19 protein-coding genes and 1 tRNA gene are annotated in these 22,055 nt (G+C 55.8%); 13 read left to right on the forward strand and 7 right to left on the reverse strand.

Going from position 1 to position 22,055, the window contains the following annotated elements:
• The first annotated feature begins 7 nt into the window (after positions 1-7).
• The 4 genes from WMQ00_RS07160 to WMQ00_RS07175 are packed head-to-tail and all read left to right on the forward strand — an operon-like array spanning position 8 to position 2,045.
• Positions 8-220, forward strand: coding sequence for a hypothetical protein (locus WMQ00_RS07160; protein WP_023021670.1), 213 nt, complete (start codon positions 8-10; stop codon positions 218-220).
• Positions 221-802, forward strand: a complete 582-nt coding sequence (gene rsmD / locus WMQ00_RS07165) for a 16S rRNA (guanine(966)-N(2))-methyltransferase RsmD (RefSeq protein WP_023021669.1) — start codon at positions 221-223, stop codon at positions 800-802.
• Positions 803-831: 29 nt separating this feature from the next.
• Positions 832-1,305 (forward strand): pantetheine-phosphate adenylyltransferase, encoded by a 474-nt coding sequence (gene coaD / locus WMQ00_RS07170; RefSeq protein WP_023021668.1) that lies wholly within the window; start codon positions 832-834, stop codon positions 1,303-1,305.
• A complete protein-coding gene (locus WMQ00_RS07175) occupies positions 1,302-2,045 on the forward strand; it encodes a sulfite exporter TauE/SafE family protein (protein ID WP_248098849.1) in 744 nt (247 codons plus the stop codon). Before coaD ends, WMQ00_RS07175 begins: the two co-directional genes overlap by 4 nt.
• An 84-nt stretch (positions 2,046-2,129) precedes the next feature.
• Here the strand turns inward: WMQ00_RS07175 and WMQ00_RS07180 are convergent, their stop codons facing one another.
• The 4 genes from WMQ00_RS07180 to WMQ00_RS07195 are packed head-to-tail and all read right to left on the reverse strand — an operon-like array spanning position 2,130 to position 5,563.
• Positions 2,130-2,894, reverse strand: a complete 765-nt coding sequence (locus WMQ00_RS07180) for an amino acid ABC transporter ATP-binding protein (protein ID WP_023021666.1) — start codon at positions 2,892-2,894, stop codon at positions 2,130-2,132.
• Entirely contained in the window at positions 2,894-3,847 is a 954-nt protein-coding gene (locus WMQ00_RS07185; protein ID WP_023021665.1) for an amino acid ABC transporter permease, read from the reverse strand. The genes WMQ00_RS07180 and WMQ00_RS07185 overlap by 1 nt, the downstream gene beginning before the upstream one ends.
• Positions 3,840-4,727 carry an ABC transporter substrate-binding protein gene (locus tag WMQ00_RS07190; protein WP_023021664.1) on the reverse strand — a complete coding sequence of 296 codons (888 nt, stop codon included), beginning with the start codon at positions 4,725-4,727 and terminating at the stop codon, positions 3,840-3,842. The genes WMQ00_RS07185 and WMQ00_RS07190 overlap by 8 nt, the downstream gene beginning before the upstream one ends.
• Positions 4,727-5,563: a DUF368 domain-containing protein gene (locus WMQ00_RS07195; RefSeq protein WP_034656484.1), complete on the reverse strand. Its 837-nt coding sequence runs from the start codon at positions 5,561-5,563 to the stop codon at positions 4,727-4,729. Before WMQ00_RS07195 ends, WMQ00_RS07190 begins: the two co-directional genes overlap by 1 nt.
• Before the next feature lie 443 nt (positions 5,564-6,006).
• Here WMQ00_RS07195 and WMQ00_RS07200 point away from each other — a divergent pair, with 443 nt between their 5' ends.
• Positions 6,007-8,190, forward strand: coding sequence for a LamG-like jellyroll fold domain-containing protein (locus tag WMQ00_RS07200; protein WP_340440825.1), 2,184 nt, complete (start codon positions 6,007-6,009; stop codon positions 8,188-8,190).
• A gap of 1,047 nt (positions 8,191-9,237) precedes the next feature.
• Here WMQ00_RS07200 and WMQ00_RS07205 read toward each other — a convergent pair.
• A tRNA-Leu gene (locus WMQ00_RS07205) sits at positions 9,238-9,311 on the reverse strand.
• Between the two features lie 149 nt (positions 9,312-9,460).
• Between WMQ00_RS07205 and polA the strand changes: the two genes are divergently transcribed.
• The 3 genes from polA (at position 9,461) to WMQ00_RS07220 (ending at position 13,485) form a co-directional block, all read left to right on the forward strand.
• On the forward strand, positions 9,461-12,109 hold the full coding sequence (gene polA, locus WMQ00_RS07210) for a DNA polymerase I (protein ID WP_316331091.1): 2,649 nt from the start codon (positions 9,461-9,463) through the stop codon (positions 12,107-12,109).
• Complete coding sequence (locus WMQ00_RS07215; protein ID WP_340440826.1) at positions 12,093-13,052, forward strand: DNA glycosylase AlkZ-like family protein; 960 nt, start codon at positions 12,093-12,095, stop codon at positions 13,050-13,052. The genes polA and WMQ00_RS07215 overlap by 17 nt, the downstream gene beginning before the upstream one ends.
• A 76-nt stretch (positions 13,053-13,128) precedes the next feature.
• Complete coding sequence (locus WMQ00_RS07220; RefSeq protein WP_316331086.1) at positions 13,129-13,485, forward strand: hypothetical protein; 357 nt, start codon at positions 13,129-13,131, stop codon at positions 13,483-13,485.
• Here WMQ00_RS07220 and WMQ00_RS07225 read toward each other — a convergent pair.
• Together WMQ00_RS07225 and WMQ00_RS07230 are read right to left on the reverse strand one after the other, a co-directional pair.
• Complete coding sequence (locus WMQ00_RS07225) at positions 13,449-13,919, reverse strand: RDD family protein (protein WP_316331085.1); 471 nt, start codon at positions 13,917-13,919, stop codon at positions 13,449-13,451. The genes WMQ00_RS07220 and WMQ00_RS07225 overlap by 37 nt on opposite strands.
• A gap of 9 nt (positions 13,920-13,928) precedes the next feature.
• A complete protein-coding gene (locus WMQ00_RS07230; RefSeq protein ID WP_340440827.1) occupies positions 13,929-14,660 on the reverse strand; it encodes a class I SAM-dependent methyltransferase in 732 nt (243 codons plus the stop codon).
• A gap of 249 nt (positions 14,661-14,909) precedes the next feature.
• Here WMQ00_RS07230 and rpsA point away from each other — a divergent pair, with 249 nt between their 5' ends.
• From rpsA to uvrB, 5 genes are all read left to right on the forward strand, one after another.
• Positions 14,910-16,370 (forward strand): 30S ribosomal protein S1, encoded by a 1,461-nt coding sequence (gene rpsA / locus WMQ00_RS07235; protein ID WP_023021654.1) that lies wholly within the window; start codon positions 14,910-14,912, stop codon positions 16,368-16,370.
• A gap of 298 nt (positions 16,371-16,668) precedes the next feature.
• On the forward strand, positions 16,669-18,717 hold the full coding sequence (locus WMQ00_RS07240; protein ID WP_316331083.1) for a glucose PTS transporter subunit IIA: 2,049 nt from the start codon (positions 16,669-16,671) through the stop codon (positions 18,715-18,717).
• 81 nt (positions 18,718-18,798) lie between these two features.
• Positions 18,799-19,407: a dephospho-CoA kinase gene (gene coaE, locus WMQ00_RS07245; RefSeq protein ID WP_340440828.1), complete on the forward strand. Its 609-nt coding sequence runs from the start codon at positions 18,799-18,801 to the stop codon at positions 19,405-19,407.
• A gap of 67 nt (positions 19,408-19,474) precedes the next feature.
• The gene (locus WMQ00_RS07250; protein ID WP_051138343.1) at positions 19,475-19,837 is read left to right on the forward strand and encodes a DUF4259 domain-containing protein; all 363 of its coding nucleotides are present in this window, start codon (positions 19,475-19,477) and stop codon (positions 19,835-19,837) included.
• Between the two features lie 40 nt (positions 19,838-19,877).
• A complete protein-coding gene (gene uvrB / locus WMQ00_RS07255) occupies positions 19,878-21,971 on the forward strand; it encodes an excinuclease ABC subunit UvrB (RefSeq protein ID WP_200287577.1) in 2,094 nt (697 codons plus the stop codon).
• The last annotated feature ends 84 nt before the right edge of the window (positions 21,972-22,055 follow it).

Here is a 22,055-nt window from a genome sequence, read left to right on the forward strand (position 1 = left end):
TAGAAGCATGAACGTCCTTGCCCCCTTTGCAGGCATCTTCCGCTGCCAGGTGAATGGGGGAGGCACCGTTGGTATCGGCGTCGCGCCCGCGATCGTCGACGCCACGGAACTAGTTGCTTCCGTAGCGAGCCCAGGACTAAGCAAGGCATACCGCATTGTGGTCGCTGGCTTGAGGGACGTGGTAGCCGGAGACCTTTTGATGGAGATTGGAGAAAAATAAATGACGCGCATTATTGCCGGCGAGGCCCGCGGCCGCACCATTAAGGTGCCCACCGAAGGAACCCGGCCTACTGCAGACCGTGCCCGTGAAGGGCTTTTTTCATCCCTCGCGGCACGTTGGGGCTTTGCCGGTTCTTCGGTTCTTGACCTATTTGCTGGTTCCGGCGCACTAGGCCTTGAGGCAGCTAGCCGTGGAGCAGAAGAAATTGTACTAGTGGAATCTTCGGCGGATGCGGTGAAGATCATTCGGCATAACATGGGCGTCGTCAAGCACCCCGGCGTGCGCGTGCAAGAGATGAAGGTAGGCACCTACCTGGGAAGTGCCCCGCGGCGGCACTTCGATCTGGTGTTGGCGGACCCGCCCTATGCTTTTGATGAGGTAGATGAGCTCATCGCCGCTATTGAACCGGTGCTCTGCGATCACGCCATGGTAGTCATTGAGCGCCACGTTGATTCCGCGGCAACTGCGTGGCCTGCAGGTTTTGAGCCCACTGGTCAGAAACTGAAGAAGCGTACCTTTGGCATCGCGCGCATGGATATGGCGGTCTATACCCGCCCTGGCAGCGAGGAACCCGAAGACTAAACCCCTGAAGAAAAGGAAGCGACAAAAGCATGACTAAGGCCGTGTGCCCAGGATCATTCGACCCCGTGACCTTAGGTCACGTCGACATCATTAACCGCGCTAAGCAAATGTTTGATGAGGTCACCGTATTGGTAACCGGTAATCCTGACAAACCCTCCGGGCTCTTTAGCGTGGATGAGCGTATGGAACTAATTCGCCAGAGCGTGGATTCTTCCATCAAGGTGGACTACTGCTCTGGGCTTTTGGTGGACTACACCACTGAGCATGGGGTGGATGTTTTGGTGAAAGGGCTGCGCAGCTCCCTAGATTATGAATATGAGCTGCCTATGGCGCAGATGAATCGGCGCCTTTCCGGCATTGATACCGTCTTTTTGCTCACGGACGAAAAATACGGCTATATCAGTTCCTCACTGTGTAAGCAGGTGGCGAAGTTTGGCGGGGACGTGACCGGCATGTTTCCTGAAGCCGTAGGCCGTGCGGTAAAGGAGAAATACCGAAAGTGAGCCTAGCACTGGTCATTTTTCTCGTTGTGGTCGTAGGTTCGACCCTCCAGCGAGTATCTGGAATGGGCCTCGGTCTCATCGGCGGTCCTATTCTCATGCTGATTATGGGGCCGGTAGAAGGAATCTTGGTCATCAACGTTTTGGCCTGCATTAATGCGGTGCTGACCACTTATTCCGTGCGCGAGAATGTGAGCTGGAAGAAATTTGGACTCATAGCCCCAGTCATGGTGATTGGTTCCTTGGCCGCGGCGCTGCTCATTAGGCGCATGGATACAGCAGGTCTTATGGTCGTTGTGGGCCTTGCGCTTTTGGCCGCGCTGACGGTAGTGACCTTTGGCAAGAAGTTTGTCCCGCCAATGGAAGGCAAAGGCCCAGCTATTTCCGCGGGCATCCTCGGCGGCTTTACCAATACCTTGGCCGGTGTGGCAGGCCCAGTTATTACCGTCTACGCGCAAGCGGCAAAGTGGCCTCAGCAAGTGTACGCCGCTACGCTGCAACCCATTTTTGTCGTAGGCGGATTCTTTTCTGTCATCACAAAGACGCTTACGGGGGCGGCACACTTTGATGGTTTGCCCTGGGTAATGTGGCCCGCCGGAATTATGGGAATGTTCGTCGGGATTTGGGCCGGCACCCGCATCGCGCAGCGTGTGCCCCGGGAGAACGCCCGCGTGCTCTCGCTAAGCGTTGCCGGACTGGGCGCAGCGAGCGCATTGGTTCGCGGCCTGGTGAGCCTCGGTTAAACGCCGATACCATGGACAAGGCCCGTCGCCTCTGCAGAGACAGAAGCTGACAGGCCTTTGCACAGTCAATCATGTGCTATGGGCTTAGAGTAGATTGGCCAAAAAGTCCTTGGTACGTGGCTGTTGCGGATTATCCAGCACTTCAGCGGGGCTACCAGACTCGATGACCACGCCGCCGTCCATGAAGAAGACTTTATCTGCCACCTCGCGGGCAAAACCCATCTCGTGGGTGACTACGAGCATGGTCATGCCCTCGGCCGCGAGATCCTTCATTACGCGTAGTACTTCGCCGACAAGCTCGGGGTCAAGGGCTGACGTGGGTTCGTCGAAAAGCATGAGCTTAGGGTCCATCGCTACCGCACGAGCGATAGCAACGCGCTGCTGCTGGCCGCCGGAGAGCTGTACGGGGTAATTATTGGCCTTGGAGGCTAAGCCAACATCCTCGAGCAACTCCATCGCGCGGGCGCGGGCAGTTTCCTCTGGGATCTTCTTCACCTGCACCGGTGCCTCAATGATGTTTTCAATCACCGTTCGGTGGGGGAAGAGATTGAAGGATTGAAAGACCATGCCGATATCGGAGCGCTGCTCGGCGGCTTCCTTTTCGCTGATCTCATAGAGGGTCCCGTTTTTCTCGCGGTAGCCAATCAGCTCGCCGTCGACGTATAAGCGCCCGGCCGTTGCTTTATCCAAGTGGTTAACGCAGCGCAGGAAGGTAGACTTGCCGGACCCCGAAGGTCCTAATAGGCAGGCCACCTCGCCGGCTTGGACCTCGAGGTTAATGCCTTTGAGGACCTCAAGCTGCCCGAAGGACTTGTGGACGTTCTGGGCAGAAATCATGGGAGTAGCCATTATTTTTGAGCCTCCGAAATCACGGATACGTTGCGGGGAATGGTTCCTTCAGCATCTGCAAGAGCAGCAAGCTGGCGGCCGGTGAGTTCGCGGGTTGCACCGCGCTCAAAGCGGCGCTCCAAGAAGTACTGACCCACCATAAGTAGGGAAGTAACCACGAGGTACCAAGAAGCCGCGACCAATAGTAGCGGGATGGGCTGGAAAAGGGCGGCGGAAATATCCGTAGTACGGCCGAAGATTTCCTCTGTATAAGGAATGGCCACGACGAGGGAAGAGGTCTTGAGCAAGGAAATAAACTCATTGCCCGTAGGCGGAATGATAATGCGCATGGCCTGTGGAAGGACGGTGCGGCGCATGGTCATCCACCACGACATGCCGAGTGCCTTGGAGGCCTCCTTTTGGCCCTCTGGAACGGAAGTGATGCCCGAGCGCACAATCTCAGCCATATAGGCCGCTTCATTAAGTCCTAGGCCCATCACCGCAAGGAAGAAGGCGTTGGTGAGGATGGTTTGCAAAGACACCTCGGTAAAGCCTAGGTTGATGGACTGGTAGATGGCAGAGAGCAGACCCCAAAACACCAGCTGGACATAAATCGGCGTGCCACGGAATACCCAGAGGAAAATCCAGGAGACGGCGCGCAGCACCGGGTTAGGTGACATGCGCATGACCGCAAGCACGGCACCACCGATAACGCCGATGATCATCGACAAAATAGTGATGGCGATGGTGTGCAGGGAAGCGAGCGCGATGCGCTTATCAAAGAGGTACTGGAAATAGGTTCCCCAGCCAAAAGCCTCGTTGCGGGCGGAGGCAATGATGAACCACACTCCCAGCACGATGAGTAGACCAGCGAAGACCCAGCGCCATGGATGGCGCAGCGGGCGGGCCTCGATCTGCGCGGGTTCTTCTTTAGGCTTGGCCGTAGCCGGCGTCGCCGCATTCTCATTAACCATTGATCGGCCTTTCATTAATCATTGCCTGGTCTATTAATCCATCCTCGATGCCCCAGCGGGACAAAATTTCTGCATACTCGCCGGTTTCGATGAGGTGCTGCAGCGCTGCGGCCGATGCCTTGCCCAAATCGGAATCTTTAGGAACTGCGAAGCCATACGGCGAGGCTTGGAACATATCGCCTACCTGCTGCATTTTTCCCTCAGAGCGATTGACCGCCCACGCTGTGACCGGGGAGTCCGCAGACAGGGCATCCGCGCGCCCCATCAGGACGGCCAGCGCGGCGTTATCCCCGGTGTCATAAGACAAGACGGTGAGATCGCCATTACAAGCTTCTTGCTTAGGGCGAACATCATCGGTTTCGGAGACCGTTGTGCGCTGCACTGCGACTGTCAATCCGCAGGGGTTATCGGGGTCGACCTTCCTAGGCCCGTCCACGCGCTCGGCCCACTGGATACCGGCGTAGAGGTGGTCTACAAAGTCGAATTCATTCCGGCGGTCTGGGTTATCCGTAAAACCGGAGACACCCATATCGATCTGGCCCGATTGCACGGCCGGCAAGATCATGGAGAAGTCCTGCTCCAAGGGCTGGAAGTCGAGGCCCAAGACACCTGCTACAGCGCGGGCTAGGTCAAGCTCGACGCCTTGGAGGGCTCCGTGGGAATCCTTAAGCTGAAATGGCGCGTAGGGCGGGTTAGTGCCAGCGGTGAGGACGCCATCATTGTCGTCATACATGGCGGCAATCTCCGGTACTACAGAGGTGTGGGGTTCTTCCCAGCCCTCTGGAGTGGAATCTTCCTCGTTGGTGACGCAAGCGCTTAAACCCAAAGTTGGGATAAGGACCGCGGCAATTGTAGCGCGGCGAGAAAACGTGCGCGGCATTATTTCTGCGCCGTCCTTTCATCTATGGCGCGTGCTTTCTTCAGGTCAATGAAAATGAACGCGGAAACGATAAGAGCGCCGATGATGAACATGCCGATGATAATGCCGCTGGAGGCATCCTGGTCAGCTCCCCACGGCCACAGTGCACGCAAAGAACCGAGCATGAAACCTGCCATGGCCATCAGCGTAGGGGCTCGGTGATGATCCAGTAAGAAGTTCAAGACCTTGATAAACGCGGCGAGGCCGCACAAGGCACCCAGCGCAAAGACGGCTATGGTGCCAAGATCTCGATCCGATACAGCGCCGATGATGGGTTGGTAGAGCCCCATGGTCAACAAGATGAGCGAGCCGGAAATGCCCGGCAGGATGAGTGCGCACACAGCAATGGCGGCGGCAAAGAAGACCACGATAAGGCTGGGGTTCTCATGCGGCTCGGAAGTAAAGCCGGTGATAAAGAAGATGGCAATAGTGGCGATCACAAACGCAATGATGGAAGAAGGGCGCAACCGCTCCTGCTTGGACAGCATAGACAGTGGTACGAAAATAGACACGGCAACCATGCCCAAAAATAGTGCCCCGGACGCGGATACGTGATTTTCCACGAAGTTAGATAGCACGGTGGACATTGCGAAGACTGCGATAAACATGCCGACTGCTACGGAGACAAGGAAGCTCCACTCGACTCTCTTGAAGCGACCAGAGATGAGGTCATTGGCATTGTGGACTGCGCGTTCATAAATACCCACGATGAGCGCCACGGTGCCACCGGAGATTCCGGGCACAAGTTCGGCCATGCCGATGAGGGCACCGCGGATAGCGTTCAAAATGTATTGCATAAATTTAAAATCTACCTGGGAGAGGGCTGGAGTGGCGGGCGACTGGCCTAGGCGGGCGGGGAGAAAGTGCTTCCCGGTGGTGGCCATGTGGACCGCTGTTAATAGTGATGCATATCTTTCATTGAAAGGCGATTGGTTATCCGTCACGGAAAGGGACGTGATTTCTCTAACCGTAGAGGTGAAACAATCATTGAGGCGAATCCTCGTTCATGAATATTCTGTCAGAATAATACACTTCAGTGCAACTATGCAGTTTGGGGCATGGTAGGCGCGGCCTCCTGCAGTCAGGGCTGTTCTATATGGAAGAAACTATAAGTTTCCCATTATTCAGTCTGGTGTTTACGTAGGCGTCAACTAACTGAAAGATTGACTGCCTACTATTTCCTGCGTATTCCCGTCTTTCTCCCGTGCAAACATTCCTTTTCAGTGACCAAGGACTCTCTATGAAGAATCGTTTTGTCCTGCCCGCGGTGACTGTCACCGCGGTGGTGGGAAACCTCATTTTTGTGCCGGCAGCAAGTGCTGCGGAGGGGGCGCCCGAGGGGGCGTCGCCAAGCGAAGGCTCTCGTTTTAGCATCGGTGTACTGCCGGACACCCAGTTCTATTCGCGCTATTCCACCCCAGAGACCGGCAACCTGGCCCAAGCTCGCTACGGCAGCGAACCCTACTTGGCGCAAACCCAATGGTTAGTGGACCATCAAGACGAGTTGAACATGGACTTCGTCACTCACCTGGGTGATGTTGTAGACCAGTGGAACGTGGAGGGCGAATGGCAGGTAGCTGATAAGGCCATGCAGGTCCTCGACGATTCGGATCTGAACTACTCCATCCTGCCCGGCAATCACGACATGGACGTGGAGGGTGCGTCGGCTCACCCTTATGACCAGTGGTTTAGTGCCGATCGTGCCAAGGCCGCTAATCCGGAGACCTTTCAAGAGCGCTACACTGCGGTCAATAATGATTCCGAGGCACATATCTTTGAAGCTGAAGGCCAGAAATATCTCAATCTAGCCCTGGGCTGGCGCGCTGATGAGAAGGCTATTTCCTGGGCGCAAGGCATCATTGATAAGCATCCAGACCTTCCGGTCATTGTGACCACTCATGAGGCGCTCAATATCGATGGTGAAGGAAACGTCTTCTATTCCGATGACTATGGCAAGGGATTGTGGGATAAGTTCATCAAGAGCAATGATCAGATCTTTCTCGTGATGGGCGGCCACCACCACGGTGCCGGATACCGCGTGGACAAGAACGATGCCGGACATGACGTCGTTTCCATCTTGCAGGACTATCAGATGGCCTACCAGGGTGGCAATGGCTTATTGGGCGTGCTCGAGTTTGACCTTACGGGCAAGCAGCTGGAGATGACCGCGCTTTCGCCGTGGGTGGCGCAAAAGCCGCATGAGGAGCTCACGCAGTTCGATAAGCTCACCTTGGATGATAAGGGCGATAGCTATAGCATTCCGTTCGATTTTGAACAGCGTTTTTCCTCCTTCGCCCCGGAATTCACCGTGGGCGAGGGCCACCAGCCGGACCTAGCGCAGCGCGCCCGCGACATCGCCGCTGAGGGCTATAGGCCATACACCATTGCGGAGGACGAGCTTCCTAAGGGCGCGGACGATTTTGCCAAAAACGACCACACGGTATTCCACTGGCGCCCGGGCGAAGCGCGAGACAAGGATGGGCATGCGCTTGTCGATGGCGCCCCTGCCGGCCGTGGCACCACCATCCCCGACATTGCCAGCGATTCTGGCAGCGACCTGCATCGCGCTGGCGCCATGCTCGGAGACAGGGTGACCTATAGCACCGACCATCACCCGTTGTCCTCTGATGCCGGCTCCCTCTTCTGGTCTGACCCTGCCGGCAAAGTTGGCAATGCCGAGTTCCGTACCGATAAGGGCGCGGCTGCCAATAGCGTCGATACCACCAAGGGATATACCTTCGAATCCTTTGTCAAGATTCCGGAGGATTTCAACGGCGCACAGCATGGTTGGGGAAGTGCGCTCAGCCGTGACTCTGCCATCAATAAACTGGTAGACGGCTCCGAGGACACGGACCCAACCGTCATGTTCGGCATCTCCAACCTTCGTGAGCTGCGCTGGTGGGCGGAGCCGAAGCAGGGAAGCGGCACTACCGTGTGGTCCCACGAGGTTCCCAAAGACGAGTGGATGCATATCGCCGTGGTCAATGATCCCGAACGCGATAGCGTCGAAATGTTCATCAACGGCGCGCCCATCCTGCGCAATGCCGTAGGCGCCGAGGGACTCCTCCCGCGCGACCTGCAGTGGGTCATGGGTGGTGGCTTTGACAACCAGCGCCCACAAGACCCGTGGTATGGCTGGATCGGCGAGACCCGCCTGACGCAGGGCGTCCTGGGCAAGGACCAGTGGCTTACCGCCCGTGCACACAACGATGGCAAGCCGGCCGATACCGCGCAACCTGCCACGGATGGCTCCGCGTTGAGCTCTAGTACGAGTTCGAAGCCTGCCATCTTAGGAGCAATCCTTGGTATTGCCGGGGTGGCTGGCCTCATTGGACTAGCACTGCCGCAGCTGAAGGCTTCCATCCCGCAGATTAACGCGCTCCTGCGCAAGTACCACCTGCCGACTCTGCCCGAGTTGGGCTAAAGCACTGGGTAGAGGGATTTTGCAGTATCAGGCTTTAAAGCTTTAGCTGCACCAAAGCGCTTAGGTTCTTCGCCATAAGGGGAGAGAACCTAAGCGCGTTTTGGTTTTAATCTTCGCCCTGCTTGGAGAGATAATCCACCTTCCACCAAAACTAAGCGGAGGCTGCACCCAACACGACGGGTATCCAGGCTAGGGAAGGGGATTGCACGGCCATCATTGCCAACAATGTAATGAGCGTCAATGCAGTGAAAACTATCGCTTTAATTCTTTCCACTCGCAATCGGTTCATGAAATCTCCTCAATGTGGAAGGTATGCCAAATTTACACAGCCCAAAATAGGAGACTCTTGTCAGAGTGTCAATGATAGTTTACGGTATGTAACGTGAAATGTGCTTAAATTTTGGAATCGATGTCCTAGATTGTTTCGCTGGCGGCTGAAAGGCGCCTCGAGCACAAGGCGGCGAGATGTGAGGTTTGGGAAATGTCTAGTGATCAAACACAGAAGTCTGGGGACAACCTAGGGGATAAGGTCGAAGGAATGTTCCTGGCGGTTGTTGCGTTCGTTCTCATGCTTTCCGTACTTGGCTTAGTTCTGTGCATAGTTCGGTTCGACGATTATGTCGACGCTTTTGTCGTTATTCACCGCAGTTCATTCGACGGAATCGAGGATGCACGCGTGAGGCGGTGGATAATGGGTGTACTTCTACTTATTCGCTCCCTAGCAGCCCTTTCGTGGGTTACATCCTTTTTCCACCTTAAAAAGACGTTAGCTAAGGCGACTAGAAAGAGATTTCTGTTAATGGGGGTGTACTCCATCGCCTCTGCCTGCGGCTTTGGCTATCTCGCGTTGAGGGCGGAGCTGGCGAGCTTGGAAGCCATACGGGTCACACAGGCTAGTATTTGCGGCTTTTTGACGGCCTATCTATGCTTCCAGAGCTTGAAATCCTGGCAAGCTTCTACCCGTTCAACTACACGTCGGTAGGAGGGGCGAACATGAAAAAGACCCCGCATTCCGATTTACCGTACATGCGAGGTCTTTTCTATCTGTGCCCCTGGTGAGACTCGAACTCACACTGGACGGGTTTTGAATCCGTTGCCTCTGCCAATTGGGCTACAGGGGCGCACAGTGCCAAGGCTTGCTGCCTTTGACTGTGAAAATAGTAGCGCAGGGACTAGGGGAATTCCTAATTGGGTAGGGGAAGCGGGGGAATGCCCACGTCATCCAATAAATGTGCACCGGGGTGTTCGTATGTCGGCTCGCTTCTCTAGGATGGGGCAGGTGACTACTAAACAGCCTCGAATTCTGCTCATTGACGGCCACTCTATGGCCTTTCGTGCCTTCTACGCCCTGCCGGTGGATAACTTTTCTACCTCGGGCGGCCAGCACACCAATGCCGTATATGGCTTTTTATCGATGCTTTCCAATATCGTGGCGGAGGAGAAGCCCGATGCCATCGCGGTGGCATTCGATGTAGGGCGAAAGACCTTCCGCACCGAAATGTTCCCGGACTACAAGGCGCAGCGTGAAGCCGCGCCGGAGGAATTTAAGGGCCAAGTTGACATCATCCGCGAGGTGCTCGAGGTGCTGGGGATTACCACCCTCTCCCGCGAGAACTTCGAGGCCGACGACATCCTCGCCACGCTGGCGACCGAGGCGCAGGCTTATGAGACCCTCATCGTCACCGGTGACCGCGATTACCTGCAATTGGTAAACGATTCCACGACGGTGCTTTATCCCATGAAGGGCGTATCCACTCTCCACCGCTTTACGCCCGCCGCGGTGGAAGAGAAGTATGGTCTCACACCTGCGCAGTACCCAGATTTTGCTGCATTGCGCGGTGATCCGTCCGATAATTTGCCGGGCATTCCCAAGGTGGGCGAGAAGACGGCGACTAAGTGGATTGTTAAATACGGGGACTTGGCATCACTGGTTGAGCACGCCGAAGAAATCAAGGGCGTGGTGGGCAATAATTTCCGCGAGCGCATCGATCAGGTGCAGATGAATCGCAAGCTCACCCAAATGATCACGGATATGGACCTAGAGGTTGGCCCTGACGATCTGGCTTTCCAGGAGGCGAAGGTTGCGGACGTTGCCGCTAAGTTCGATGACCTCGAGTTTGGCACCAACCTGCGCGATCGCGTACTGGCCGCCATTCCCAATGACGGCGCTGAGGCAGCGGAGCAGACCGAGGAAATCCAAGAGTTAGAGACAGTCATCGACGATGAGCCATTGTCCCAGTGGCTGCCAGGCCGAGAGCATGTTGCGGTCTATGTCCAAGGCGAGGGAAACCCAGGACAGGGCGATACTTCTGCCATTGCCTTCGTAGACCAGGAACGCCACGGGCTGCAAGTGGAGTTGGGCGACCTTTCTGCCGCGGACGATAAGGCCCTAGCGCAGTGGCTGGCCTCCGATGCGCCGAAGTATTTCCACGAGGCGAAGGCCGCCTTCCATATGCTTGCCGGTCGGGGTATTGAGCTAGCCGGCATTGCCCACGACACGGCCATTGCCGCCTACCTGCTGCGGCCCGGTCAACGCACTTACGCGCTTGCCGACGTCTACCAACGCCACCTCCAAAAGACCCTCGGCGCCGCCACGGAGCAGCTTTCCCTGTTGGATGATTCCACCTTGGTGGACCAAGCCGCAGCCATTATGGAATTGGCGGAAAGGCTCACTGCAGAGCTCCAAGAGATTGATTCTTTCGAACTTTATACCGACTTGGAGCTGCCCCTGGTGACCATTTTGGCGCGCATGGAAGCTACCGGCATTGCTGTTGACGTAGACATTCTCGAAACACAAAAGGATGCCTTCGTAGAGCAGGTCGCCGAACAAGAGCGTGCCGCCCGCGAGCTTGCCGGTGACGATAAGCTCAACCTCAACTCACCCAAGCAGCTACAAACCGTACTCTTTGAGACTTTTGATCTGCCCAAGACCAAGAAGACAAAGACCGGCTATTCTACCGCGGCTAAGGAGATTGAACAGCTCGCGGTTAAGAATCCCCACCCATTCTTAGACCACCTTTTGGCTCACCGTGAGTACCAAAAGATGAAAACCACCCTCGAAGGTCTAATCAAGACCGTGCAGCCGGACGGTCGCATCCACACCACGTTTAATCAGACAGTGACGTCGACTGGCCGCTTGTCCTCGACGGAGCCAAATCTGCAGAATATTCCGGTGCGGACCGAGGCTGGGCGACAGATTCGCTCCGCGTTTGTCGTAGGCGAGGGCTACGAAGAACTCATGACCGCCGACTATTCGCAGATTGAGATGCGTGTGATGGCGCACCTTTCGGAAGATCCCGGGCTTATCGAGGCCTATAAGGACGGCGAAGACCTGCACAACTACGTCGGCTCCCGAGTCTTCGACGTCCCCGTCGACCAAGTCACGCCGGAGCTGCGCCGCCGCGTCAAGGCAATGTCTTATGGTTTGGTCTATGGCCTGTCCGCATTCGGCCTATCCCAGCAATTGGGCATCCCGGCTGGGGAAGCGAAGTCCATCATGGAAAGCTATTTCGAGCGTTTTGGCGGGGTAAAGAAATACCTCGATGAAGTTGTGGTCCAGGCACGTAAGGATGGGTATACAGCCACCCTCTTCGGCCGCCGCCGCTACTTGCCAGAGCTCAACTCTGATAACCGCTTAGCCCGCGAGAATGCAGAGCGAGCCGCATTAAATGCACCGATTCAAGGTACCGCGGCAGACATTATCAAGGTGGCAATGATTCGCGTGGACCGCGCATTGCAGGGCATGAAGTCCCGCGTGCTGCTACAGGTCCACGATGAATTGGTAGTTGAGGTCGCCCGTGGCGAGGCTGACCAGATCCGTGACATTCTCGAGCGGGAGATGGACTCTGCTATCGAGCTCAACGTGCCGCTGGAGGTCTCCGCTGGTGCCGGCAAGGATTGGGATGCCGCAGCCCACTAGCGCGGCTTCTTTCTCTCGCCGAGAAAAGGCGCGCCTTAGGCTCGCCTCGCAAGGCTTAACCGTTCAGCGGTGGCAGAGCGCGGAAGAGGTGGCCCGCGCTTTCGGCGTTATGCAAGGCCAAGACCTGCACTCTGTGCGCCGATCGATGGCCTTGCGGGCGCAAGACCACTCGGATGCCGGAAATATTGTGCGTGGATATCCCATGCGTCATACGCTTTTTGCGGCTTCTATCAAGGACATAGGCTGGATAACTGAACTCTGTGCTAAACGGCGCAAGGGCGACGCAGAGTTAGTGGCAAAGGTAAACAAGCTCATTGATCGTCCGCTTTCGCGTGCCGAGCTTAAGGAGCGGGCTGCCACAACGTTGCCCGAGGTGCCCTTCTGGCATGTTGTGCGTGTAGCAATGGAAAGCGGACACGCCGTCTACTCCGGGGTCGAACAACTCATCACACCGGTTGAGTTGCCAGGATTAGACGAGGCTTTTAATGGAGACAAGGTCGCAGCTACCGCTGATCTAATGGTCCGGTATTTCCGCACTCACGGCCCAGCTACGCTGCGGGACTTTGCTTGGTGGACAAAGCTGCCGCAAAGACTAATTAGGCCAGCAGCTGACAACCTTCCGCCGGACATTGTGCGGTGTGGAGAAGAATCCCCGGACTTTGTCTCGAAAGAGGTAATTGATATGGCCGAAGCACGAAAGAAGCGCTCGGTGCTCTTATTGGGAGCCTTCGACGAGTATATCCTGGGATACCGAGAGCGGTTATTTGCAATGACTTCAGAAGTTCACGAGATACTTGCCCCTGGAAACCGCGGTGTCTTCCGCCGCCCCATTGTGGTGGACGGCCAAGTTCGTGGGACGTGGAATAAACAAACTGTCGAGGATTTGGGTATCCCCGGCTACGCAGAGCGCAAAGTTCAGAAGTTGTGGCGGACTGCGCAATAAGTTTTTTTAGGTAGCCTTTTCTGTGCGGAAAAAGTTATGCGTGCATATGGCGAAACTAAGAAGGGAATACTGCGCAGTGACTCTGGAAGAGAAAGTAAATAGATGGAATCTCCGCTTTTTTGAAAGTCTGTGGGCCATGCAAGTGAATTTCCTTGCAGCCGATATTAATGAACTCGGGCTCGACAAATTCCTTGAAGAGCATAAGGCCTATGGAATTTCGTACGTGGTTTTTGCCGGGTCTTACTTTTCGATGGCCATGATCATGGCGCGCGTGGCGCCAAACCCTAAGGTCAGGCGATTGACGGCCGTTGGGGTGATGGTCGTATCCACGGCGCTTGCGTTCCTCTTTCCATCCGAGTGGATGTTTGCTGCGTTGGTTATTTTCGCACTTGCTTATTACCTCTGGCCACGAAAAGAAGGCGTGTCTATCTGAGGTCGGCGCTCCACTAGGCAATTGGCGAGCATGTCGAAAGGGGTTTGACCAAAAGCGAGCATGCTTATGCTGAGAATTGCTAAAAGTAGCGGCATTACTCCGGGCCAGCCTGTCAACGTAAGCAGTGTCAGCAATAGCCAGGAGTTTCGCAGGCAAGCGGTGAAAAATCCTGGGTGGGTGGCAATGATTTCTAGCTGGAGGGACCACTTACCTAGCGAGGTGGATTTCGTGGCTTCCACCCATACTCGATAGACGTAAAAGACCACGGCGGCGGCAATGGCATTATAGAGTTCTAAGGTCTCTCCAGTAAGCGGATGGTCGGCTGCCGCATTCACTACCCACCGCACCACCATGACGATGGCAGCGGCTAGGAAACTGTCAATCCACCAGGCAATGCCACGTCGTATCAATAAGCCAATCCGGTCCAAAACCATGCTCATAGGTTAGCGGGAATTGCGGCAGACGAAAATAATCGTGCCGGGAAAGATTTCGCCGCGCTCCGGAGACCATTGGCCCCAGGTGATCCTAAGGTCTTGCGGCCACTCGGGTTCAATGATGTCCTCGATAAGGAACGGGCCTTTGCCCTGCAAGGCCTGGAACCAGTCGGCGATGGTGCGATGGAACTCAGCATACGTGAGGTTGCCATCGCGGTCTTGCTCCAGATAGGCGCGGTCGAAGTAGCTAATATCAGCCGTTAAATCGGTAGGATCATCGGGGAAGATCCAGCGCATGGGATGGGTGACTGAGAGGACAAAACGACCGCCTGGTTTAAGGACCCGGGAGACCTCCTGTAGAGCTAGGTCGAGATTAGCGAGGAAGGGAAAAGCGCCGAACGCAGAGAAAGCAGCGTCGAAGGATTCTGTGGCATAGGGGAGCGACAGCGCATCGGCTTGCGTCAAAGGAAGTGCACCAGCAGCGTGGTTGAGCATGCCGCGAGAGATATCGAAGCCAGTGGCAAAGCGGGAACGCGTTTGGAGCCACTCGGTGCACGGTGCGGACCCGCAGCCAATTTCCAGGACGGAAGAATCCGAGAGGTCGCCAAGCAGGTGCACTTGGTCCTCATGGAGCATCTCTGGGCACCAATAGAAGGAAGAAAGATAGTCGGGGTGCTCGGCATGGTAGGTAGCGGCGTCGCCATCCCAGTAGGCCTGATTTGCTTGTGATGGGGAAATCACAGTGGGGGAAGAACTCCTTGGAGAAAAAGTTGCGTCTTGTATTTGCCCTTTAAGCTGGACAGATGTAGGGTTGAACGGGCGTGTCTATGCCACGGGTTGTTCTAAGCCGTTGTAGGAAGGCTTTAAGCAATCACGAGGCGGGATCGAATACTTTTCTTTTGCTGCTTTGGGCAGCTTAGCAAGCTTTTTTCGAGAGACGCGCAGTTGTCCAATTTCGATTTCCTACATTTATTCGGAGCATTTCTTAATATGCCATCTTCTAACACCCCGCAGGTTGCGATCAACGATATCGGAACCGCAGAGGACTTCCTCGCAGCTGTAGATGCCACCATCAAGTACTTCAACGATGGTGACATTGTCGAGGGTACCGTCGTCAAGGTTGACCACGACGAGGTACTGCTGGACATTGGATACAAGACCGAAGGCGTTATCCCTTCTCGCGAGCTGTCCATCAAGCACGACGTCAACCCAGATGAGGTTGTCGAGGTCGGCGATGAGGTTGACGCACTTGTTCTCACCAAGGAGGACAAGGAAGGTCGCTTGATCCTGTCCAAGAAGCGTGCGCAGTACGAGCGCGCTTGGGGCGCCATCGAGGAGCTGCAGGCCAAGGAAGAGCCTGTCACCGGTACCGTTATCGAGGTTGTCAAGGGCGGCCTCATTCTGGACATCGGCCTGCGTGGCTTCCTGCCTGCATCTCTGGTTGAGATGCGTCGCGTCCGCGACCTGGAGCCGTACATCGGCCAGGAGCTGGAAGCAAAGATCATCGAGCTGGACAAGCAGCGCAACAACGTTGTCCTGTCCCGCCGTGCATACCTGGAGCAGACCCAGTCCGAGGTTCGTTCCGAGTTCCTGCACCAGCTGCAGAAGGGTCAGGTCCGCAAGGGCGTTGTTTCTTCCATCGTCAACTTCGGTGCCTTCGTCGATCTCGGCGGAGTCGACGGCCTGGTTCACGTTTCCGAGTTGTCCTGGAAGCACATCGATCACCCATCTGAGGTTGTCACCGTTGGTGACGAGGTAACCGTTGAGGTTCTCGACGTTGATCTGGATCGTGAGCGCGTTTCCCTGTCCCTGAAGGCTACCCAGGAAGATCCGTGGCGCGTATTCGCCCGCACCCACGCTGTGGGCCAGATCGTTCCGGGCAAGGTCACCAAGCTCGTTCCATTCGGCGCCTTTGTTCGCGTCGAGGAGGGCATCGAGGGTCTGGTTCACATTTCCGAGCTGGCTCAGCGCCACGTTGAGGTTCCGGACCAGGTTGTCACCGTTGGCCAGGAAGTCATGGTCAAGGTCATCGACATCGACCTCGAGCGTCGTCGTATCTCCCTGTCTGTTAAGCAGGCAGACGAGGACTACACCGAAGAGTTCGATCCGTCCAAGTACGGCATGGCTGACTCCTATGATGAGCAGGGCAACTATGTCTTCCCTGAGGGCTTCGACCCTGAGACCAACGAGTGGAAGGAAGGCTTCGACGAGCAGCGTCAGGCTTGGGAGGCACGTTACGCAGAGTCCGAGCGTCGCTTCAACCTGCACACTGCTCAGATCGAGCGCAACCGCGCCGCAGCCGCTGAGGCTGCTGAGTCTGCAGAGTCCTCCAACTACTCCTCTGATTCCTCTGATGCAGCTCCGGCATCCGAGACTCAGGCAGAGGTTGGCGGCTCCCTGGCTTCCGACGAGCAGCTCGCCGCACTGCGCGACAAACTCGCTGGCAACTAAAGCTTCCGCTTAGTTCCCTGCTGAGTTTAGAGCTCAGCTTCAAGGCCGCGTTCACTTCGTCATATAGACGGGGTGGGCGCGGCTTTTGTGATCTTTGAGACAGGCCCTGCAAACGTTTGCTGAGCCATTTGAGGTTTTTAAGTGGCTGACCAGCGCAGTTAAGAAGGGGGAGGCAAAAATCTCCTGGCAAGCCCACAAAACGGGCTTTTGTTCATGTGGGAATCCTCTTATACTCAACTATGACGTTATAGCCAGTGCTGCACTGGTTATAAGTGGTATTTGAACTGAGGAGTAAGAAGTGGCATCTACCAAGGACACTTCCGCCCACATCGTTGAAAGTATCGGCGGCGCTGACAATATTACGTCGCTGACGCACTGTGCGACGCGCTTGCGTTTCCAACTTGCTGATGCGGGGAAAGTTGATAAAGAAAAGCTCGACAGCGACCCAGCGGTGCTAGGCACCGTGCCACAAGGCGCCCACGGCTACCAAGTAGTCATGGGTGGCGGCGTTGCTGACTACTACAACGAAATCATCAAGCAGCCCGGTGTACACGCTTCCGGTGAGAAAACGGCGTCCTCCAAGAAGGAGTACGACGGCGTTCGTGGCAAGTACGACTGGGTAGATTACTGCTTCGAGTTTCTTTCTGATACCTTCCGCCCAGTTCTCTGGGCACTGTTGGGCGCCTCGCTCATCATCATGCTGCTGATCTTGGCGGACACCTTTGGTATTCAGGACTTCCGCGCGCCGCTGGATGAGCAGCCGGAAGGCTTCCGTTTGGCTCACGCCATGTTCCAGTCGGTCTTTTACTTCCTCCCGGTAATGGTGGGTGCGACCGCGGCTCAGAAGCTGGGTGCAAACATGTGGGTCTCCGCCGCTATCCCAGCGGCACTTCTTACCCCGGAATTTTTGTCCCTGGGCGAAGCAGGAGATACCGCTAATGTCTTTGGCCTGCCGTTGGTTATTAACTCCTATGGCTCCCAGGTATTTCCCCCGATTCTGGCTGCAATCGGCCTGTACTGGGTGGAAAAGGGACTGAAGAAGATTATCCCAAGTGCGGTACAAATGGTTTTCGTACCATTTTTCTCCCTGCTAATTATGATTCCGGCAACGGCCTTCCTCCTTGGCCCGTTCGGCATTGGCGTGGGCAACGGCATTTCCTGGGTCCTTTATCAAATCAATGATTTCTCTCCATTCATCTTGGCTATAGTTGTTCCGCTGCTTTACCCGTTCCTCGTTCCCATGGGCTTGCACTGGCCGCTGAACGTCATCATGATCCAGAACATCGCCACCTACGGCTACGACTTCATTCAAGGACCGATGGGCGCATGGAACTTCGCCTGTTTCGGCGTCGTCGGCGCGGTCATGGTCATCTCCTTCAAGGAGAAGAACAATGCTATGCGCCAGGTTTCCATCGGTGCGTTTGCAGCGGGCATCCTAGGTGGCGTGTCGGAACCTTCCCTGTACGGCATCTTGTTGCGCTTCCGCCGCAGCTACTATCGGTTGCTGCCAGGTTGTGCCTTGGGTGGCGCAATCATCGGTCTTTTCGACGTCCGTGCAGAAGCCTTCGTCTTTACCTCGGCGTTGACCACCAGTGCCATGACCCCGCATTTGGGCTATGTCCTTGGTATTACGACTGCATTCCTTACTTCTTTCTTGCTCACCTTGTTCTTCGGCTACCGCACGGCAGAAGAAAAGCAAGCTGACTTGGAGCGCATTGCGCGCGAACAAGGCGAGACTGTTGACGATGCAGCTGCTCGCGCAGAGATGAAGTTCCTTAAGGGCAATGGTACAGACTCCGCGATCGAGGGCGGCGCCGTTCCCGCCAGCTCCGCAGGCGCTGCTGCTGCCGGCGTGGCCACTAAGCAGGCTGGGAAAGATGCTATTGCGCTGGAATCTCCCCTCGAGGGCGAGTCGGTCGCTCTATCGGAAGTTCCGGATCCCATTTTCGCCGCGGCAAAGCTGGGCCCGGGTATGGCGGTCCAGCCGGCGGGCAATGCGGTCTTTGCGCCTGCCGACGGCAAGGTGCTCACCGTTCAAAAGTCTGGCCATGCGGTAGGACTGAGCTTGGACAACGGCGTACAGCTACTCATTCACGTAGGTCTCGACACCGTGGAGCTGGGAGGCGAAGGTTTTGAAGTCCATGTGGAAAAGAAGCAACGCGTTTCCGCAGGCGATAAATTGATTTCCTTTGACCCGGAATTTATCCGCTCCAAAGGCTATAACCTGATTACCCCTGTGGTAGTTACTAACGCCACCAAGTTTGGAACTGTCACCGGCGAGCCTGGCCAGGTTTCCTCGAGCGATGTGTTGCTGCACATTTCTCCAAAGGCGGAGGACGCAGAGTAAAAGAGACGCTTTCTCCTGAATTGCAATGAAGAGCCCCACCATCGCGTATGGTGGGGCTCCTTTTCGCGTAGGGTGGCGACCATGAAACTCATTGGCCTTACAGGTGGCATTGGCAGCGGTAAGTCAACAGTTGCATCCTTGTGCCGTGAACGCGGGTGGCGAGTGGTCGACGCCGATGGCATTGCACGCGACGTTGTGAAGCCTGGGAAGCCTGCTTTATCCGAGTTGGCCGCAGCTTTCGGAGAGGAAATCCTGCTGTCGGATGGCAGCCTTAACCGCAAGGAATTGGCACGCCGGGTCTTTGCGGACAAAGAGCACACTGAGTTGCTGAACTCTATTACCCATCCACGCATCCAAGAGGAGACACAGCGGCAATTTGAGACGGCGCGTGGAGATGGCTGTGACTTCGCCGTTTATGATATGCCGCTGTTGGTGGATAATGGCCTGGACAAAGACATGGACTACGTCATTGTGGTCGATGTGGATCCTGAAGAGCGCGTTCGTCGGCTGGTGGCTTTTCGAGGGATAGAAGAGGAAGATGCGCGCCGTCGCATTGCGGCACAGGTACCGGATGAGGTGCGGCTTGCCGCGGCCACGCACGTCATTGATAATAACGGCACGCTTGACCAGCTACGTGTGCGAACGACTGAGGTCCTGGACCGCATTGAAGCGGAGTCGCCGAAGGTTTAACCATTGGGTAGCTAAAGTTTACGCCATTTCGAAGTCTTGTTAACCTGGGCAGCTTAAGCTACCCGCCGTGGGAACGTGGGATACTGGGCCTTTTGATAATCACGCGGCGCGAGAACTACTCGCAAGCTTGCGGGATGGTTCCTTCGATCTCAAAAGCTTTCAGCAATCATGTTCCACAGAGCCTATCGACTCGGATGACGCAGAAACTATGATTGCACTCGGCGCCTTGTTGAAATTAAAGGCTGATGCACTGCCGGAAGGCATCGAGCGCGAGGATCTCGCGCCCCTGTACACGCCGCAGTCAAAGGCTTGGCTGCGCCGCCGCATCAATAGTGCGATGCGGCCCGAGACGTCTTCCGTTTATGCGCTGTGGGAGACCACTGGCGAGTTGGAAGAATGGCTTCGCACCGCGCAGAACTCCTTGCCCTGAACGTAGCTAGGCGCGCCACCTAAACAGTAGAGTAGTGGGTATGGCTTTTGCTGCTGAACATCCCCTTATTCCAAATTCCGAGCACCGCGTTGTCAGCGAGGTCGAGCGCACCCCGGGCGAGTTTCAGGTCGTTTCTGAATATGAACCGGCTGGTGACCAGCCCTCCGCCATCGCAGAGCTCAATGACAGACTCAACCGTGATGAGCGCGATGTTGTGCTGATGGGTGCTACCGGTACCGGTAAATCTGCCACCGCCGCGTGGCTCATCGAAAAGCAGCAGCGGCCCACGTTGGTGATGGCGCCCAATAAAACCCTGGCTGCGCAGCTAGCGAACGAGCTGCGCCAGCTCTTGCCGCATAACGCAGTAGAGTACTTCGTTTCTTATTACGACTACTACCAGCCAGAAGCATATATTGCGCAGACCGATACCTATATTGAAAAGGATTCCTCCATCAATGAGGACGTAGAGCGCCTGCGCCACTCGGCTACGTCGGCACTATTGTCTCGCAGGGACGTGGTCGTAGTCTCTTCCGTGTCCTGCATTTATGGCTTGGGCACTCCACAGTCTTACCTGGATCGCTCGGTAATCATTTCTGTTGATGAGGAGCTGGACCGCGATCGGTTCCTGCGACTGCTGGTGGATATCCAATATGAACGCAATGACGTGGGGTTTACCCGCGGCACCTTCCGCGCCAAGGGCGATACGGTAGATATCATTCCGGCCTACGAGGAACGTGCGGTGCGCATTGAATTCTTCGGCGACGATATCGATTCCCTGTATTACATTCACCCCGTGACTGGCGATGTCATAGAGGAAGTAGATGAGGTTCGCATCTTCCCGGCCACGCACTACGTGGCCGGGCCCGAACGCATGGAAAAGGCCGTGGCCGCGATTAAAGAGGAATTGGCTGAGCGCTTGGAGGATCTAGAAAACCGCGGCAAGCTGCTTGAAGCGCAACGTCTGCGCATGCGCACCGAATACGATCTGGAGATGATCGAGCAGGTAGGTTTCTGCTCCGGTATCGAGAACTACTCCCGTCACGTCGATGGTCGTCCGGCTGGCTCAGCGCCGGCTACGCTACTCGATTACTTCCCAGAGGATTTTCTCACCATCATCGATGAGTCACACGTTACAGTTCCACAGATTGGCGGCATGTTCGAGGGCGATATGTCGCGCAAGCGCAACTTGGTCGAATTCGGTTTCCGTTTGCCGTCCGCAGTGGATAACCGCCCGTTGACCTTTGATGAGTTTGAACAGCGGGTCGGACAAACCGTATACATGTCCGCCACCCCAGGCGATTTCGAGCTTACGTCCTCGGATGGCGAATACGTAGAGCAGGTAATTCGCCCGACTGGTCTGGTGGATCCGAAGGTTACTGTCAAGCCCACCAAAGGGCAGATTGATGACCTCATTGATGAGGTGCGCACTCGCATATCGAAGCAAGAGCGTGTGTTGGTGACCACGCTGACTAAGCGTATGGCAGAGGACCTTACTGACTATCTGTTGGAGCAGGGGATAAAGGTGCGCTACCTGCACTCGGATATCGATACCTTGCAGCGCGTCGAATTATTGCGGCAATTGCGCTTGGGAGAATTCGATGTTCTCGTGGGCATTAACCTTCTGCGCGAGGGCCTTGACCTTCCTGAGGTCTCGCTCGTTGCCATTTTGGATGCGGACAAAGAAGGCTTCCTGCGCTCTACAACTTCGCTCATTCAGACCATTGGCCGTGCTGCCCGTAACGTGTCTGGCGAGGTCATCATGTATGCCGATAAAATCACCGACTCTATGCAAGAGGCAATTGAGGAGACGGAACGGCGCCGTGAGAAGCAGATTGCCTATAACCGGGAACATGGCATTGATCCGCAGCCGTTGCGTAAAAAGATCGCGGATATCCTTGACCAGGTCTATGAAGACGGCGGAGACGAGGAGGCTAATTCCGATCCTTCCGCCATGGTGGAAAAGCGGGATATTTCTAGTATGGCTACCGATGAGGTGCAGGCGCTTATCGACGACCTCTCGGCCCAAATGGGTGCAGCCGCGCGTGAGCTCAAATTCGAGCTGGCCGGCCGCCTACGCGATGAGATTGCCGATTTGAAGAAGGAGTTGCGCGGCTTGAAAGAAGCGGGGATTTAGTTTTCTCCCCCTAAAAGTGTGCTGATTGATTCTGCGGGTGCTTCTCTAAACGGCTGCGCTAGTTATACTGAATAGGTGCCAGAA

This window comes from Corynebacterium sp. KPL2825, from assembly GCF_037908445.1.
Taxonomy (GTDB): Bacteria; Actinomycetota; Actinomycetes; order Mycobacteriales; family Mycobacteriaceae; genus Corynebacterium; species Corynebacterium kefirresidentii.

What these genes read in the sequence shown, in the direction of transcription:
- WMQ00_RS07160 (WP_023021670.1), top strand. Translation starts at nt 8, where the DNA reads ATGAACGTCCTTGCCCCCTTTGCAGGCATCTTCCGCTGCCAGGTGAAT.
- rsmD (WP_023021669.1), top strand. Translation starts at nt 221, where the DNA reads ATGACGCGCATTATTGCCGGCGAGGCCCGCGGCCGCACCATTAAGGTG.
- coaD (WP_023021668.1), top strand. Translation starts at nt 832, where the DNA reads ATGACTAAGGCCGTGTGCCCAGGATCATTCGACCCCGTGACCTTAGGT.
- WMQ00_RS07180 (WP_023021666.1), bottom strand. Translation starts at nt 2,894, where the DNA reads ATGGCTACTCCCATGATTTCTGCCCAGAACGTCCACAAGTCCTTCGGG.
- WMQ00_RS07185 (WP_023021665.1), bottom strand. Translation starts at nt 3,847, where the DNA reads ATGGTTAATGAGAATGCGGCGACGCCGGCTACGGCCAAGCCTAAAGAA.
- WMQ00_RS07190 (WP_023021664.1), bottom strand. Translation starts at nt 4,727, where the DNA reads ATGCCGCGCACGTTTTCTCGCCGCGCTACAATTGCCGCGGTCCTTATC.
- WMQ00_RS07195 (WP_034656484.1), bottom strand. Translation starts at nt 5,563, where the DNA reads ATGCAATACATTTTGAACGCTATCCGCGGTGCCCTCATCGGCATGGCC.
- WMQ00_RS07200 (WP_340440825.1), top strand. Translation starts at nt 6,007, where the DNA reads ATGAAGAATCGTTTTGTCCTGCCCGCGGTGACTGTCACCGCGGTGGTG.
- polA (WP_316331091.1), top strand. Translation starts at nt 9,461, where the DNA reads ATGGGGCAGGTGACTACTAAACAGCCTCGAATTCTGCTCATTGACGGC.
- WMQ00_RS07215 (WP_340440826.1), top strand. Translation starts at nt 12,093, where the DNA reads ATGCCGCAGCCCACTAGCGCGGCTTCTTTCTCTCGCCGAGAAAAGGCG.
- WMQ00_RS07225 (WP_316331085.1), bottom strand. Translation starts at nt 13,919, where the DNA reads ATGGTTTTGGACCGGATTGGCTTATTGATACGACGTGGCATTGCCTGG.
- rpsA (WP_023021654.1), top strand. Translation starts at nt 14,910, where the DNA reads ATGCCATCTTCTAACACCCCGCAGGTTGCGATCAACGATATCGGAACC.
- coaE (WP_340440828.1), top strand. Translation starts at nt 18,799, where the DNA reads ATGAAACTCATTGGCCTTACAGGTGGCATTGGCAGCGGTAAGTCAACA.
- uvrB (WP_200287577.1), top strand. Translation starts at nt 19,878, where the DNA reads ATGGCTTTTGCTGCTGAACATCCCCTTATTCCAAATTCCGAGCACCGC.